The organism is Ureibacillus thermosphaericus (assembly GCF_012396605.1).
Taxonomy (GTDB): domain Bacteria; phylum Bacillota; class Bacilli; order Bacillales_A; family Planococcaceae; genus Ureibacillus; species Ureibacillus thermosphaericus.
Genome location: NZ_JAAXPW010000008.1, coordinates 15,686 through 32,009, shown reverse-complemented (window position 1 = coordinate 32,009; position 16,324 = coordinate 15,686). Strand labels below are relative to the sequence as shown.

General features: G+C 35.1%; 12 protein-coding genes. 3 read left to right on the top strand and 9 right to left on the bottom strand.

Annotated features, from left to right (window positions below; translation table 11 throughout):
• Positions 1-80 precede the first annotated feature (80 nt).
• The gene (locus tag HF990_RS05115) at positions 81-635 is read right to left on the bottom strand and encodes a hypothetical protein (protein WP_168412118.1); all 555 of its coding nucleotides are present in this window, start codon (positions 633-635) and stop codon (positions 81-83) included.
• A gap of 332 nt (positions 636-967) precedes the next feature.
• On the opposite strand from HF990_RS05115, the gene HF990_RS05110 reads away from it, so the two are divergent.
• Both HF990_RS05110 and yfkAB read left to right on the top strand, forming a co-directional pair.
• Positions 968-2,884, top strand: a complete 1,917-nt coding sequence (locus HF990_RS05110; RefSeq protein WP_016838074.1) for a right-handed parallel beta-helix repeat-containing protein — start codon at positions 968-970, stop codon at positions 2,882-2,884.
• A gap of 135 nt (positions 2,885-3,019) precedes the next feature.
• Positions 3,020-4,132 (top strand): radical SAM/CxCxxxxC motif protein YfkAB, encoded by a 1,113-nt coding sequence (gene yfkAB, locus HF990_RS05105; RefSeq protein WP_016838073.1) that lies wholly within the window; start codon positions 3,020-3,022, stop codon positions 4,130-4,132.
• A gap of 173 nt (positions 4,133-4,305) precedes the next feature.
• On the opposite strand, the gene HF990_RS05100 is transcribed toward yfkAB, so the two are convergent.
• The gene (locus tag HF990_RS05100) at positions 4,306-6,147 is read right to left on the bottom strand and encodes a dynamin family protein (protein ID WP_168412117.1); all 1,842 of its coding nucleotides are present in this window, start codon (positions 6,145-6,147) and stop codon (positions 4,306-4,308) included.
• Between the two features lie 268 nt (positions 6,148-6,415).
• Here HF990_RS05100 and HF990_RS05095 point away from each other — a divergent pair, with 268 nt between their 5' ends.
• The gene (locus HF990_RS05095; RefSeq protein ID WP_016838071.1) at positions 6,416-7,435 is read left to right on the top strand and encodes a C39 family peptidase; all 1,020 of its coding nucleotides are present in this window, start codon (positions 6,416-6,418) and stop codon (positions 7,433-7,435) included.
• A 335-nt stretch (positions 7,436-7,770) separates the two neighbouring features.
• Here HF990_RS05095 and leuD read toward each other — a convergent pair whose 3' ends face one another.
• From leuD to ilvB, 7 genes are all read right to left on the bottom strand, one after another.
• Complete coding sequence (gene leuD, locus HF990_RS05090; protein WP_016838070.1) at positions 7,771-8,364, bottom strand: 3-isopropylmalate dehydratase small subunit; 594 nt, start codon at positions 8,362-8,364, stop codon at positions 7,771-7,773.
• A gap of 18 nt (positions 8,365-8,382) precedes the next feature.
• Positions 8,383-9,795, bottom strand: a complete 1,413-nt coding sequence (gene leuC / locus HF990_RS05085) for a 3-isopropylmalate dehydratase large subunit (protein WP_016838069.1) — start codon at positions 9,793-9,795, stop codon at positions 8,383-8,385.
• A 15-nt stretch (positions 9,796-9,810) separates the two neighbouring features.
• Positions 9,811-10,908 carry a 3-isopropylmalate dehydrogenase gene (gene leuB / locus HF990_RS05080; RefSeq protein WP_016838068.1) on the bottom strand — a complete coding sequence of 366 codons (1,098 nt, stop codon included), beginning with the start codon at positions 10,906-10,908 and terminating at the stop codon, positions 9,811-9,813.
• A 129-nt stretch (positions 10,909-11,037) separates the two neighbouring features.
• Complete coding sequence (locus tag HF990_RS05075) at positions 11,038-12,582, bottom strand: 2-isopropylmalate synthase (RefSeq protein WP_016838067.1); 1,545 nt, start codon at positions 12,580-12,582, stop codon at positions 11,038-11,040.
• Positions 12,582-13,595 (bottom strand): ketol-acid reductoisomerase, encoded by a 1,014-nt coding sequence (gene ilvC / locus HF990_RS05070; protein WP_016838066.1) that lies wholly within the window; start codon positions 13,593-13,595, stop codon positions 12,582-12,584. Before ilvC ends, HF990_RS05075 begins: the two co-directional genes overlap by 1 nt.
• 112 nt (positions 13,596-13,707) lie before the next feature.
• Positions 13,708-14,229, bottom strand: coding sequence for an acetolactate synthase small subunit (gene ilvN, locus HF990_RS05065; protein ID WP_016838065.1), 522 nt, complete (start codon positions 14,227-14,229; stop codon positions 13,708-13,710).
• Positions 14,226-15,983, bottom strand: a complete 1,758-nt coding sequence (ilvB, locus tag HF990_RS05060; protein WP_168412116.1) for a biosynthetic-type acetolactate synthase large subunit — start codon at positions 15,981-15,983, stop codon at positions 14,226-14,228. The genes ilvN and ilvB overlap by 4 nt, the downstream gene beginning before the upstream one ends.
• Positions 15,984-16,324 lie beyond the last annotated feature (341 nt).

Below are 16,324 nucleotides of genomic sequence, written 5' to 3'. Positions count from 1 at the left end.
TGCTAATTATAGTTTATACTTAACAATAAAAAAATTAAAGAGAGATTTTCTATTAATTATTCCCTATTTCTAGTCAGTTATTATATTGATAATTCACTTAAGATTTCATCTTTATCATTTTTGACTACTATATGAAAATGTTCGGAATCTTGGAGTTTTTCCAAATCAACATACCAAATGAAATAATCATTTACCTTATATAAATCAATTGTTTCTTTTGGTAATGTTGAAAGATTGAGCAATGTTGCTTTTTCACCATTTACGATCACTTCTACTTGTCCTTCTTTATTTATTAATCCATATAGAATTTTTCCATCAGAATGAGCGGAAGTGATTTCATTTTCATTTAAACGCTTTGGCAGCTTTGCGTATACACCGTTACCGCTTGACCATCCTTTCAAATTTTTCTTTGCTACACCCGTACCAAAATAGTTTCCATTGGACAAAAAGAAATATCGATGTTCTTTTTCTGTTTTCGGCCCTTCAATCCACTCATACTCTGCATCTTTTGGCAATGCTTCTTGCGGCGTGTCAAACCCTTCACCTGAAAATTGAATTGTAATCTGTTGGAACAAAAAGGCCAGAATTATGATTAATGCTGCAAATAATACCGCCCTTGTAAACCTGCTTCTCATGTATTTTCTTCCCTTCTTTAATTTTCATTGCGTCCTTATTTGAGAAAACCTTTAATATAAAAATTTAACATTTCATAAAATGAAGCGTACTCACCATTATGACTTAAATTTCAATACTTCTCACCACAACCCCAAATGGCTTTTATACACTTATTCAAGGAAATGACCACTTTACTCCTCTGTCCTTACTGAAGAAGGAATTAAATCCTTATACCATTTTAACGAAGACCCCTTATAACGACATCATTTTTTTACTTAGTTTCATTAAAAAAGGATTAGAATTCCAATTTTTTAGTGAGAATAGTTATATGTAAGTTTTTAGGAGGGGTTAAATGGTAATTCGTTTGTTTTACAATTTGATGTTTTCAAAATATAAAACACTAAAAGGTGCATTAGCTAAAGCGAGTAACGGTGAAGCAGTACAGCTGTTACCTAAAAAATATAAAGAATCAATTCAATTTGAAAAAGATATGACACTCATTGGTGATGGGAATGGTCAAACCGTTATTGAAGGAATGTTTATCATTCCCAAGAACGTTCGTATTACGTTTAAAAAAATGAAAGTTTCACCGACTGCCCAATTATATGTTGAGGGTGAAGCGATTTTTGAACACTGCATCATCGAAGGAAATGTGGATGTACTCATTACAGTAAACGGAGGATATTTAAAAGGTGTTAATAGCAATTTTAGAAAAGCAAAAGAAGTAGGAATCGCACTCCTAAATAATAGTAATGGTGTATTTATCAACTGCAAGTTTCATCATAATGGAAAAATGCAGCTTTTTGCAAAAAACTCAAAAGCTTTTTTAGAATCATGTGAATGTTCAAATGCTTTGAAAGGATTTTGGATCACAGATCAATCTTTTATGCAAACAAAGAAATGCCATTTGCACCATCACGCAGAAAGACAAATTTCAGTGGAAAGATCAACATACATGGATTTTAATAGTTCAATTGAACGTGGTGAAGGATTTGGAATTGTAGTCGAAGAAGCTTCAGATGTTTTTTTACATTCAACCATTCTTTACTCCCATAATGCTACTCAACTCTTTGTTGACAATAGTGTATTGAATGGAAAGCAATGCACAATTCAACATGGAAATGAATGCGGTGTCATCTTGCAAAATAGTGATGGAACACTATCCCATTGTGAGATTTCAAATCATCATAATATCAATGTTCAAGCAAGAAAAAAATCTAAAATGCAAATTGAGCGTTGTGAAATTCATTCAGGACATGAAAATGGATTATTAATAAGTAAAGAATCTATAGTCAATTGTAATGAAACGGTTATTAAAGATCATTTATCCGCTCAAGTGGCAATCACCGAAAAGTCGTTTTGTTCTATGAAAGATTGTTTAATTGTAAATGGCCGACACGTTGGAATATATGTAGAAAAAAAATCTGAGTGTATGCTCCTCCAATGTCAAATTACGCAAAACAACAATTCCGCTATTAATGTTGATCGCGGAATCATGAGAGTATACCGCTGTGAAATTTCAGAAAATAACGGAAACGGAATATTGGCAGTGACAAATTCATTGGTGGAAGTAGACGGGTGCAACTTTTATTACAACCAAATGCCCCATATTGCATGTAAATCAAAGGTAAAAATTTATTTAAGCAATTCGGATTTTCAACGTGGTAAAAGTATATTTCTGTTACATCGTTGTGAGATTTACGCAATTCACACGAAGTTTCATAATAGTATGAATGTACAAATTGAAATAAATGATCATTCCACTGCAAAATTCGAACATTGCCAAATATATAATGGAAAATCCTATGGAGTAAAGGTTTTGAAAGATTCAAACTTCTTTTTCTATCATAGTCAAATCTTCCAACATGATTTAGCTCAAATTGTTGTCAATGATAGTTCCGTTATATTGAATAATTCTGAGATTTATCAAGGGAAACGAAATGCTTTATTTATTCAAAACCACAGTGAAGTGTATATTCAAGAAAGTTTTATTTCGAAACATTTACAAGCTCAAATTTGGATTGATTACGAATCCATATTAGAGCTCATGAGTGTGCAATTAACAGATGGAGCGCATTCAGATTTACATGCGCAAAATCAATCAAAAATCTATGTAGAAAATAGCATTATTCGCAATGACAAATATCGCTATAATGTGCAAGCATTAAACAATTCAAAAATTGAAATCGTCAAAACCATCGTTGAAAATAAATACGGTGATGTGTACTATAGCGAAAATAATAGTTCCATCAATAATTCCGATTATTGATGGAATTTTTTGTTGTAGTTTAGCTAAATGTTTACTGATATATTATGAAAAATGTTCTATTTGCTGCAATTTTAGTTTTCGAAACTAGCAAACTATGAGAAAATAGTTAGTTGGAAAGGAAGAGATTCGAAAGATATGACTACTTTAGAAAAAATTACTCCAAATTATGATCCGTGGGAAAGTTATTTAGATGTTATGCAATACGGAAAACTTGTATTGTCGAATATTGAGTTTACAACAACTTATTTATGCAATATGCGCTGTGCTCATTGTGCGGTTGGATACACTTTACAAACAAAAGATCCAGATGCACTACCTCTTGAATTACTGTTAAAACGATTGGACGAAATTCCAACATTAAGGTCTTTGAGTATAACTGGCGGAGAGCCAATGCTTAGCAAAAAATCAATTCAACATTATGTGAAACCAATTTTACAATATGCCCATGAACGAGGAATTCGTACGCAAATTAATTCGAATTTAACCCTTGATTTAGAAAGATATTTGGAAATTGCGCCTTATATTGATGTGCTCCATATTTCTCACAATTGGAGTACGATTGATGAATTCGTTGAAACGGGCTTTGCGATGATGGATAGAAAACCAACTTATGAACAGAGAGCGAAATTGTTTGAACGTATGATTGAAAATGCTCGCGCTTTAAGTGAACAAGGTGTCATGGTTTCGGCGGAAACGATGTTGAACAAAAAAACGGTTCCATACATTGAACAGATTCATCATCAAGTAGTTCATGAAATGAAGTGTAAAAGGCACGAAATACACCCAATGTACCCATCCGATTTCGCTTCGTCATTAACAAGTCTTTCATTGGATGAAACACGCGATGCCATTCGCCATTTACTCGACATTCGAGATGAAAATACGTGGATGCTATTTGGTACACTTCCGTTTTATCATTGCAGTAAGAAAGAAGAAGATTTAGCATTGTTAAAACGATTAAAAGAAGCAAAAAATGTGACGTTGCGCAATGATCCGGATGGCCGTTCTCGTTTAAACGTCAATATCTTTACAGGAGACGTTATTGTCACTGATTTTGGTGACACTCCTCCTCTTGGAAATATTCAATCAGATTCATTAGTAGAAATCTTTGATAAGTGGTTGGATACACCTTTAGCAAAATCATTAAATTGCCATTGTCCAGCTGTGAAATGTTTAGGCCCTAATGTGCTTGTGAAAAACATGTATTATCCTAATGTAACATTTGAAAGTGGTTCAGCTAAGAAATAAAAATGGTGTCTAGAAAGTCGAAAGCTTTCTAGACACCATTTTACTTAATGAACATAAATCTTTGCTTCTGCGGTAGTCGAAACAAGTTTCTAATATCCTCATCGCAAATAAATTGGACTAAAGTTGCGCCACAGTTACAAAGGGACCGTCTTTTTCAGCCGACAATTTTGTGATTAATGATCGAAATTCAAAATCTGTTGAAAATCGATTGCCATCGGAATTGGAGGAATTTCGGATACTATATCTGATTCTGTTAAATTTAAAGGATAAAATGAATATTTTTCTTCAAAATCTACAGATATAGTGAGATTCTGTTCTATTGAGTCAATCGTAATATTAGATAATAATGCTTCGGTTGAAAAATCAACATTTGAAATATGATCGATTGTTGATAAAACATGATGAAGTTCTTCTTGTGAATATGGCAAAGATTCATTTTCTAATAATGGTTTCATTTCTTGCTGAAGAAATTCTTGTATTTCACGTATACATTGAAACTCATTTAATTTATTTACATATTTTTCTATATTCCTCTGCTGTTTTTTTCTGTTGCTATTTAATAAATGAGCTTTATTCATTATTTTTTCAAGTTGTTGTTGAGTTAAATCATTAATATGATCTTGGGTATTATATAAATCGTTAAGTAAATCAAGTTCAAGTCTTTTAATAGAATTATATGCATCTTTACACTTACACTGTAATTGATTCAGATGTTCTGCCTTCTTTAATAATAAATTGATTTCATTAGAATTGTCTTGAATTAATGGTTTTACAAACTTTTTACGTAAAAGCTTCTTTTCTTGTTTTTCAAAATATTGATATTCCAGCATATATTCACTATGAAGTTTTCGATATTCTCGCACTTTTTCATGATACTTTATTGCAAGTGTAACAAATAGATCAACTCTGTCGTCTTTTAAATATTTTTCAAATTCAAGAACTTGTAGTAACTGGTATAGCGTTTGAATATTTTTAAATATTTGGCTAATATGAGCATATTCTTTTTCATATTCAGATAAGATTTTTAAATCTCTTTCATAGCTTGAACGTTCTATCGTATTATTGAATGTTGCTAGATTTTTCATATAATTTGCAGCGGACAAATAAGGTTCGCGTTCCGGTATTAACTTTACTTCCCTTTCGAATAATTCAATCCACTGTTTAAATCGAAAGGCAATGTTTTTAGCCCTTTTTATGTTTTGCTTCGATAAATGGTTTATTTTAGTATGCAAGACGTTAATATGGCTATCAATATAAAGCTGCATATTATGGGATTTTTTTGCCTCCATCGCTTGTTGGATGGAAACACCAATAAATTCTTCGACGAAATCACCGTAGCGTTTTTTTTCAGATGCGATAAAATCTTCTATAATTTTGTCTTCATATTTGCTAGTGTTCAAAATAAAAAATGGCTTTTTCCCCATTTGATGAATCTTCTTTAATTGATCTAATTCTTCTTGTAATAACACTGTGTCATGATTCAATACCCAAAACACATCGTCTGCTCGCTGTATAAGCGTTTCAGATATATATAAATCCCCTTTTTGCCCTGCTTCCAACGGTGCCGAATCAATAAATATGACGTTCTTTAGTATTTCACAGTCAATATAAATCTCTATATAACTCAAATATTTTCGGAGAATATCCCCAACAAGTGTATTTGTATCAATGAATAGATGTAAATGTTTCATATCGAAATGAACAATTGTTCCATCTACAAATATTGCCTTTATTCTTTCTTTTTTTCCGTACCGAATCAAAGTATTTACATGCGTTCTGTTTCCTTCAGGCAGTATATTTCTACCAATGAGTGCATTGATTAGTGAAGTTTTTCCTGCTTTTTCCTTACCAATAAATAATACGATATATGGAGATTCAGCATCTTCAATCAGTTGTTTTAATTTATTGGAAGTATATTTTATATACGCATTTTTTTCTACTTTTGAAGAAAGTGTTTTTAATTTCTCAGTGAATCCGTTATTGGTTTTTGTTAAAAAACTATTTTTTCCAATCATCGAATCAATCCTTTATCCTTTTATATAGTATAATTATATATGGTTTCTTTTATTGGAAATTGTATCTAAAGTGAAAATAAGAAAAGATGCTCACGGTTTTTTTACAAATTAGTCATTTGAACTTATTCGTTTTTTGGAAAAACAGAAATGTTAGTATTTTTTTTTTGATAAATGTAAAAATAATATAAAGTTTTGTAGGAAAATACGCTTAGGAATTAATAGTAAAAAAGCGATAACGTTTTTTGAGAATTACATTAGAGGTGGCATCATGAAGATAAAAAATCAATCAGCAATTTTATTCGGTATGTCCATCGCATTACTAACTGGTTGTGGAAGTATGATTGAGAGTGAAGAATTAAAGTTATCGAGCAATCAACAATATAGCCCAATGCAGCTTTCTATGGAATCACAAGAAGTGTTGACGGTTCAAACGGTGGAATTTTCTAGCAAAGAAAGCGTGGCCAAATTAGGGGTTGCATTATTTGATTTTGAAACAAAGCAAGAGATTGAGCGAGGAATTGTTGACCAAAACGGAATGGTTCATTTTGAGCAAGTATTTCCCGAAGTACTTTATGATATTGTTATTTATCGCATTACGGATCATGGAGAATGGATGGAGCAATCTCGAGAAAGTATTGTATTTAATCCTTCAAAACCAATTATACAAATTGAAACGTTCAATGTTTCACCTAAAGACAGTTTAAAGGTGCCAGTGGTACTGCAAAATCCTGAATTACCAAACGGTTGTGAAATTACATCATTGACTGCCATTTTAAATTACTATGGCATCAAAATGGATAAGCTTCAAATGAATGAATATTTACCTAAATCAAAAGTATATACAAAAAATGGCGTCACATATGGGCCAGATCCAAATAAAGCTTATGCTGGGGATCCGAAAGAAAAAGATGGCGGTTATTATGTATATGCTCCACCATTGGTAGATGTTGCAAATAAAGTATTAGCAGAAAACAATTTGGAATTCCGAGCATTAGATATAACGAATGCCACGAAACAAGAACTAATTGACTATGTTAAATCTGGTGTTCCTGTATTAACATGGGTAACAATCGATTGGAAAGAACCACGCAAATTTAGTCATTGGGTAATTGAAGGAACAAATCAAAAGCATGGGGTTTATAAGAATTTACATGCAGTAGTGTTGACTGGTTATCAAAATGGAAAAGTGACGATTATGAATCCATTAACAGGTATCGAGAAAATTGATGAAAAAACATTTTTCCGTACTTATAAACAGTTAGGTTCCCATGCATTGGTAATATTGTAGCGATTGTAGCACTTTCATGAATTTTCTCATTTGAGACAAAAATTCACAAGATGAAGTTTTATGCGGTCTCTTTTTTGGAGCCGCATCATTTTTTTAAATTACACCAATAGTGAAGTTTTTTGGATGCCAACAAAACTTTCCACTTCCTTATTAATCAATATAATTAATTAGAAAAATTTTCGAGATAAAACTCCTGCATTAAAGACTGATGACAATATATAAACGGTTTAAACGAGAATATATAGTGTATTTATTAGAGCTTTTTAAGAACAATTCTCAACCGTATTTTATTACATTAAAAAGAGCGTCCGAAATGACGCCCTTTTTTAATAAATTTATTTAAATACAATTCGTTTTTCTTCATATTCTTTAATTTTATCTTCATATTTAAATGTTAAAGCAATTTCATCCCAACCATTTAACAACATTTCTTTGTAGTATGGGTCGATGTTAAAGTGGTAAACTGCTCCATCTTCCCCTGTGACAGTTTGTTCAGATAGATTTACTTCCACTATATAAGGTTTTTGGAGTCCTTTCTCCAATATTTCGTCCACTTCTACTTCTTTTAATTTAACAGGCAAAATTCCATTTTTGAAGCAGTTGTTATGGAAAATATCTGCAAAGCTTGGAGCGATAATCACTCTAAATCCGTAATCCAATATCGCCCATGGTGCGTGTTCCCGGGACGAACCACAACCAAAGTTATCCTGTGCTACTAGAATTTTTGCTTCTTTATATTCGGGTTTATTTAATACGAAGTCTGAAATTTCATTTCCATTTTCGTCGTAACGCCAATGGTAAAACAAATATTTACCAAATCCAGTACGTTCAATACGTTTTAAAAATTCCTTTGAAATGATTTGATCTGTATCAACATTTTTTCGATCCAATGGTGCTATGACACTTTTGATGATATTAATTGGCTCCATTTTTAACCCGCCTTTCAACTATGCTTCTTGTTTTTGTTTCAAATATTCTCGGACATCGACGAAACGACCTTCGATTGCAGCAGCTGCTGCCATTGCTGGACTGACTAAGTGCGTACGTGCTCCAGCTCCTTGACGCCCTTCAAAGTTTCGGTTGGAAGTGGATGCACAACGTTCTCCTGATGGAATGATGTCTTCGTTCATGCCAAGACAAGCGGAACATCCGGAATTGCGCCATTCAAAACCAGCTTCAATAAAGATTTTATCTAAGCCTTCTTCTTCAGCAGCTTTTTTCACTGAGTGAGAACCTGGAACAACGATTGCTCGAACGCCCGGTGCCACTTTCTTCCCTTTTACAATGCTCGCTGCTGTGCGCAAATCTGATAAACGGGAATTTGTACAAGAACCGATAAAGACGTGCTGAATTTCAATGGATGTAATTGGTTGCCCTTCTTCTAATCCCATATATTCTAGTGCTTTTCTTAAAGCTTGCTTATCTGTTTCGGATTCGTAATCATCTGCAGTCGGTACATTTTTTGTTACACCTGTACCCATCGATGGATTTGTACCCCAAGTTACAACCGGTTCGATTTCACTTGCATCAATTTCAAGAACTTTATCATAGGTGCATCCTGGGTCAGATGCTAAACTTAACCAGTATTCAGCTGCTTTTTCAAATTCTTCTTTCGGTGCAAAACGACGACCACGTAAATATTCAATCGTTTTTTCGTCAGGTGAGATTAATCCTGCTTTTGCTCCAGCTTCAATGGACATATTACAGATTGTCATGCGCTCTTCCATTGAAAGATTACGGATGGCTTCCCCTGTAAATTCAATAATATGACCTGTACCTAAGCCAACTCCCCATTTTGCAATAATGGCTAATATGATATCTTTTGCAGTGACACCAAAACCTAGTTTTCCATTTACACGAACTTCCAAAGTTTTTGGTTTATTTTGCCATAATGTTTGAGTTGAAAGAACATGTTCTACTTCTGAAGTACCGATACCAAATGCTAATGCGCCAAACGCACCATGTGTGGAAGTATGGGAGTCGCCGCAAACGATTGTTTTCCCTGGTTGTGTCAAACCTAGTTCAGGTCCGATTACATGAACAATTCCTTGATCTGGATGGCCGATATCAGCGAGTTGAATTCCAAATTCTTCACAGTTTTTTGCTAATGTGTTAATTTGTTTTTTCGCAATAGGGTCATTGATTGTATAAATATCTTTCGTAGGGACATTGTGATCCATCGTTGCAAAACATAAATCTGGACGACGAACTTTTCGACCAGCAAGTCTTAATCCTTCAAAGGCTTGTGGAGAAGTTACTTCATGTATTAAGTGAAGATCGATATATAATAAATCTGGTTTCCCTTCTTCTCGATGTACAACATGTGATTCCCAAACTTTTTCAATAATATTTTTCGCCATCTTAACCACCAACCTTTAAATATATGATTCCATGATGCTATCAGCTACAAAACTTGTATCGATTTCAGCGATGACTTTGTCAGTCCATTCATCAGTTGTTAAAGCATGTTCTTTATCCTTCGCTAAATCCATTGTGAAGTAACCATCTTCGAATACAGCATTTACTGCACGTTCAATCTCTGCAGCTTCTTCTTTTAAACCAAAGGAATATTGAAGCATCATTGCCACTGAAAGAATCGCTGCTGCTGGATTTGCAATACCTAAACCTGCGATTTCAGGAGCGGATCCGTGAACCGGCTCGTATAGACCAAAAGAATCTCCCCGGATGGATGCAGATGGTAGCACCCCTAATGATCCGGTAATAACAGATGCCTCATCGCTTAAAATATCTCCAAACATATTATCCGTAACAACGACATCATAATGGCTTGGATTTGTGATAAGCTTCATGGCAACGGAGTCTACTAAGTTATGTTCCACTTCAACTTCTGGATATTGATGCTTTTTCTCCTCAACCACTTCACGCCATAAACGTGATGTTTCAAGAACATTTGCTTTATCTACCGAGCAAAGTTTACCTCGTCTTAATTTTGCAAGTTCAAATGCATTATCTACAATTCGTTCAATTTCTTTACGAGTATATATACTTAAGTCACTTGCTTCTGATTCTGTACGTTTCTTTTCTCCGAAGTATATTCCCCCAGTTAATTCACGGACAATCAATAAATCAACATTATCTGCAACTTCTCTTTTCAAAGGAGATGAATCAAGTAAACTTGGAAAAGCTTTTACAGGTCGCAAATTTGCAAATAAGTCAAAGGTTTTGCGAATTTGCAATAATCCTTTTTCTGGTCTTAATTCAGGAGGATTGTTATCCCATTTCGGACCACCTACAGCACCAAGTAAAATAGCATCGCTCTGTTTACAAAGTTCAATCGTATCTTCTGGAAGTGGAGTGTTAAATTGATCAATCGCAGATCCTCCGATTGATGCATAAGCTAATTGAAAGTCATGTTTATATCTTTTCCCGATAGCTTGAAGTACCCGAACAGCTGCTGCAACGACTTCAGGACCAATACCATCACCAGGAAGAACCGTAATTTTCTTTTCCATGTTATAAAACACCTTTCTATAGAGATTTAAAGAGTAAAGGAAAACCCAATGTTTAACAAACGCCATCAAATTTTTGGTTATTTGATGGCGTACGAAATGTATGTTAATACATTACTAGATTTAATAATTTTATATTTGAGCTACATGTTTCTTTACGAAGTTTTCGTGAATGATATGTCTGTTAATTGCGTCAATAAATGCATTAGCAGTTGCTTCAAGAACGTCTTGAGCTGAGTCGCGACCTGTTGTAGTGACGTCATTATAACGAATTTTAACAACGGCATCTGCTAAAGCATCTCGTCCTTTGCTAACAGATTTTACTTGGAAATCCAATACATTTACTTTTGTATCAACTAATTGTTCAAGCGTATTAAATATCGCTTCAACTGATCCGGCTCCTGTTGCTGCAAGTGTCTTAGTTTCCCCTTCAGGAGTAGTGACAGAAGCAGTTGCCGTTGGAATATTATCTGTACCATAAGATACTTGAACGCTATTTAATTCAAATTTTGCGATATTTTCAATTGAAACGGATTGTTCAGTTAGCAATGTAATTAAATCTTCTTCCGTAATCTCTTTTTTGCGATCTGCAAGCTTTTTGAATTCTTCAAAAGCTTTATTTAATTTTTCATCCGATAATTCGAAGCCCATTTTTTCAGCTCGATCACGGAATGCAGCGCGACCAGAGTGTTTACCGAGAACAAGTGGAACTTCTCCTTCTCCAACTAATTCAGGAGATATAATTTCATACGTTTCTTTATGTTTTAACACGCCATCTTGATGAATTCCAGATTCATGGGCAAAGGCATTTTTACCAACAACCGCTTTATTTGGAGGCACTAAGAATCCTGTTAAACGACTAACTAATTGAGATGTTCTTTTTATTTCTTTTAAATTGATGCCCGTTTCAGCTTGATAATAATCATTTCGAATATGAAGGGCTACCGCAATTTCTTCTAAAGAAGCATTTCCTGCACGTTCACCAATTCCGTTAATAGTACATTCGATTTGATCTGCACCATTTTGCATTGCTGCTAATGAATTGGCAACAGCCATTCCTAAGTCATCATGACAATGGGCTGAGAATTTTACTCTCTCTGAACCTCGTACATTTTCTTTTAAATATCTGAATAATTCACCATATTCTTGAGGTGTAGCATAGCCAACTGTATCGGGAATGTTAATTGTTGTGGCGCCAGCTTCAATAACTTTTTCGATAATGCGAACTAAAAATTCACGATCAGAGCGAAAACCATCTTCTGCTGACCATTCTACAAGTGGGAAGAATTTTTTCGCATATTTTACTGCCTCTACCGCCTGTTCCACGACTTGATCAGGTGTTTTTTTCAATTTGTATTCCATATGGATTGGACTTGTTGCTAAGAATACGTGTACATGTGGCTGTTCAGCAACTTTCAATGCTTCCCAAGCACGATCGATATCATGTTGTACACAGCGAGCTAAACCTGTGACGATTGAGTTTTTTACAGTGCTTGCGATTTTGTTCACTGCATCAAAGTCACCGGGGCTAGAAGCAGGAAAACCTGCTTCTATAATCGTTACCCCAAGGCGTTCTAATTGTTTTGCAATTTCAATTTTTTCTGCGGTATTTAAGTTAATGCCAGGTGATTGTTCACCATCGCGTAAAGTTGTATCAAAAATATCAATCTTTCTCACTATTTAATCACTACCTTTCGATTTCCAGCGTTAATGAAAGGCATCATTTGACGCAACTCAGCGCCCACTTTTTCAATTTGATGCTCTTTCTCTTTTTGTTTGTATTCGTTGTATTGTGGACGACCATTTGCATTTTCTTCTAACCATTCTTTTGCAAATTTACCACTTTGAATATCTTCAAGTATTTTTTTCATGTTAGCTTTTACATCTTCGGTAATTACCCGTGGACCTGATACATAGTCACCCCATTCAGCTGTATCTGAAATTGAGTAACGCATGTTAGAGAATCCACCTTCGTAAATCAAGTCAACGATTAGTTTCATTTCATGTAAACATTCGAAATATGCACTTTCTGGTTGGTATCCAGCTTCAACTAATGTCTCAAAACCAGCTTTAATTAAGTGAGTTACCCCACCGCAAAGTACTGCTTGCTCACCGAATAAGTCAGTTTCCGTTTCTTCTTTGAACGTTGTTTCAAGAACGCCTGCACGAGCAGAACCAATTCCTTTTGCCCAAGCAAGAGCAAGATTTTTCGCATTGCCAGTAGCATCTTGATATACACCAATTAATGCTGGTACACCCGCACCTTCAGTGTAAGTACGGCGAACTAAGTGACCAGGTCCTTTTGGTGCCACTAAGAATACGTCCACATCAGCTGGAGGTACGATTTGTTGGTAGTGAATATTAAATCCATGAGCAAATACTAGTGCATTTCCTGGCTCTAAGTTTGGAGCAATTTCTGCTTCATACACTGCTTTTTGAACTTCATCTGGAAGCAAAATCATGATGACATCCGCTTCTTTTGAAGCCTCAGCAACAGTTTTTACTGCTAAGCCATCTTCTTTTGCTTGTTCTGCAGATTTACCTGGGCGAATACCTACGCGTACATCAAAACCAGATTCTTTTAAGTTTTGAGCGTGTGCATGCCCTTGAGAACCGTATCCGATTACTGCGATTTTTTTCTCTCTTAATACTGTTTCATCGATTTCGTTATGATAGTACATTTTTGTCATTTTAATTTCCCCCTAATAATTGTTAATTTTCAAAAGATTTATATTATTTCAATGTCAAAGATAGTTCTGAAAACTAACTTTGCATTGTGACGTTAAGACCACTTTATTCGCTTTATTTTAAAAGTGAAAGGGTTGGTTGATCATAGAAGTTTTGTTGTACTTCTCGTACTGTAGCAGTAACACCTGTTCGAGTTAATTCTTTGATGCCATATGGTCGAACAAGTTCGATAAAAGCATCGATTTTATCCGGATGTCCAATCACTTGATATGTGACTACATTTTTAGAGGTATCCACAATTTGAGGTCGAAATGGCTCAACAATTGCATTCATTTCCAGCCTTAAATTCGGCGGTGAAACAACTTTTACAAGTGCCAATTCGCGTAGAACAATCGCTTTGTCAGTAATGTCATTCACCTTTAAAACATCGATTTGTTTAGATAATTGTTTAATGAGCTGTTCCAGTTTGACATCATCTTCAATATTAACTACTAGCGTCATTTTTGAGATATTTGGCTGTTCTGTATGACCAACTGTAATGGATTCAATATTGAATTGTCTTTTCATTAACAATCCTGTTACGCGGTTCAGTACGCCGCTTTGATTGATAACATTTACAGTAATTACTCGTTTCAAATTCTTTTCACCCCTACCATTTCATGAAGCGCCTTACCCGATGGCACCATTGGATATACATTTTCTAATTGTTTTACTCGGCAATCAACAACCACCGGTTCATCGGAATTAATCGCTTCAGTTAAGATTTTTTCTGCTTCATCCATATTTCTAATGCAATATCCTTTTAGTCCATAGGCTTCAGCTAGTTTAACAAAGTCTGGTTGAACTGGCATTAAACTTTGTGAGTAGCGGCTTTCATAGAATAATTCTTGCCATTGACGTACCATGCCGAGCGCTGCATTGTTTATGATAATTACCTTTACTGGTAGGTTGAATTCTTTTAATAATGCAAGTTCTTGGGCTGTCATTTGGAAACCGGCATCTCCGACGATGGAGATTACTTTTTTATCCGGCTTGGCAAATTGAGCTCCAATAGCAGCTGGGAAACCGAATCCCATCGTTCCTAAGCCGCCAGATGTCACCCATTGATGGCTATGATTTTGAAGATAGTATTGAGCAGTCCACATTTGGTGTTGCCCTACATCTGTCGTAACAATAGCATCACCATTTGTAATGGTATGAATCATCTCGATTACTTGCTGTGGTAACATTTCTTTTTCATCTTCCACATACCAATATGGATACTCTGTTCTCATATTGTTTAAATAGTCAATCCAACCTGCCGTATCTGGCGCTTTAAAATCATTTTTCAATAAAGATTTCAATGCTTCTTTTGCATCAGCAACAATTGGAATGTCTGTACGAATGTTTTTGCCAATTTCAGCTGGATCGATATCGATATGAATGATTTTTGCTTTCGGAGCAAATCGTGATGTATCACCTGTTAATCGATCATCAAATCGAGAACCGATATTAATAATTAAATCTGACTCCGTGATAGCATTGTTAGCTACGACTGCACCGTGCATTCCACCCATGCCATAATTTAGCTCATGATTGCCCGGAATACTTCCTAATCCAAGTAGCGTAGTAACAACTGGAAGTTTGTATTTTTCGACAAATTCTACGAGTTCTTCACTAGCGTTCGCAAATAGTACCCCTGCTCCAACAAGAACAACTGGTTTTTTTGCTTCACTGATTGCTTGAATAGCTTTCTGAATTTGCAAATAATTCGGTTTATAAGTTGGCTGATAACCTGGCAAATAAACTTCATCTGGCACATTCGCTTTTGATTCATCAAAAATTGCGTTTGAAATATTTTTTGGCAAGTCGATGAGCACTGGCCCTTTTCTACCTGTGTTTGCAATATGAAAAGCTTCTTTTACAATTCGTGGAATGTCGTTAACATCTTGGACTTGATAATTATGTTTTGTAATTGGTGTTGTAATTCCGATAATATCCGCTTCTTGGAATGCATCAGAACCAATTACATTTGTTGCCACTTGCCCTGTAAAAATGACTAATGGAATGGAATCAATCATCGCATCGGTGATTCCTGTTACTAAATTCGTTGCACCTGGACCGCTTGTTGCGATGACAACCCCTGGTTTATTTAAAACACGCGCATATCCTTCTGCTGCGTGGATTGCTCCTTGTTCATGACGAGTTAAAATATGTCGTATCGGATTTTTATACATTGCATCATATAAATGTAAAACTGCACCACCTGGATAGCCAAAGACGATATCAACACCTTGCTCTTGCAATGCTTGAATTAAAATTTCTGCACCATTTTTAGGTTTGTTTTCAATTTTTTGCATTTCTGCTGGTGTGGCATCAATTTTTGCGTTTGTTGACGCATTCGCAGTCATTGTATATACATCCTCCTTCTAAATCTCTAAAATAAAAAAGCCTTTTTCTCCAACGCAAAAGAAGACCTTTTGCGAAGGGATGAAAAAGACTTTTCATGGTACCACCCTTTTTCGTAGCGAAATCGCTACCTCTGCGAATAGCTGTAACATCCCATCTCATTGAAGAAATAAATCTTCAACGGCAACTTAGATGGGAAAGCTATTCATTGGTAACGGTGCACGAAATAGTGCCCGGAGCTATCTAATAGCATTACGCGTTTAATAGCTCACTCCGAGGGGATGTCGGATATAGTTGTATCATCGGCTTCCACCAATACCGACTCTCTGGTAGATACAATGCT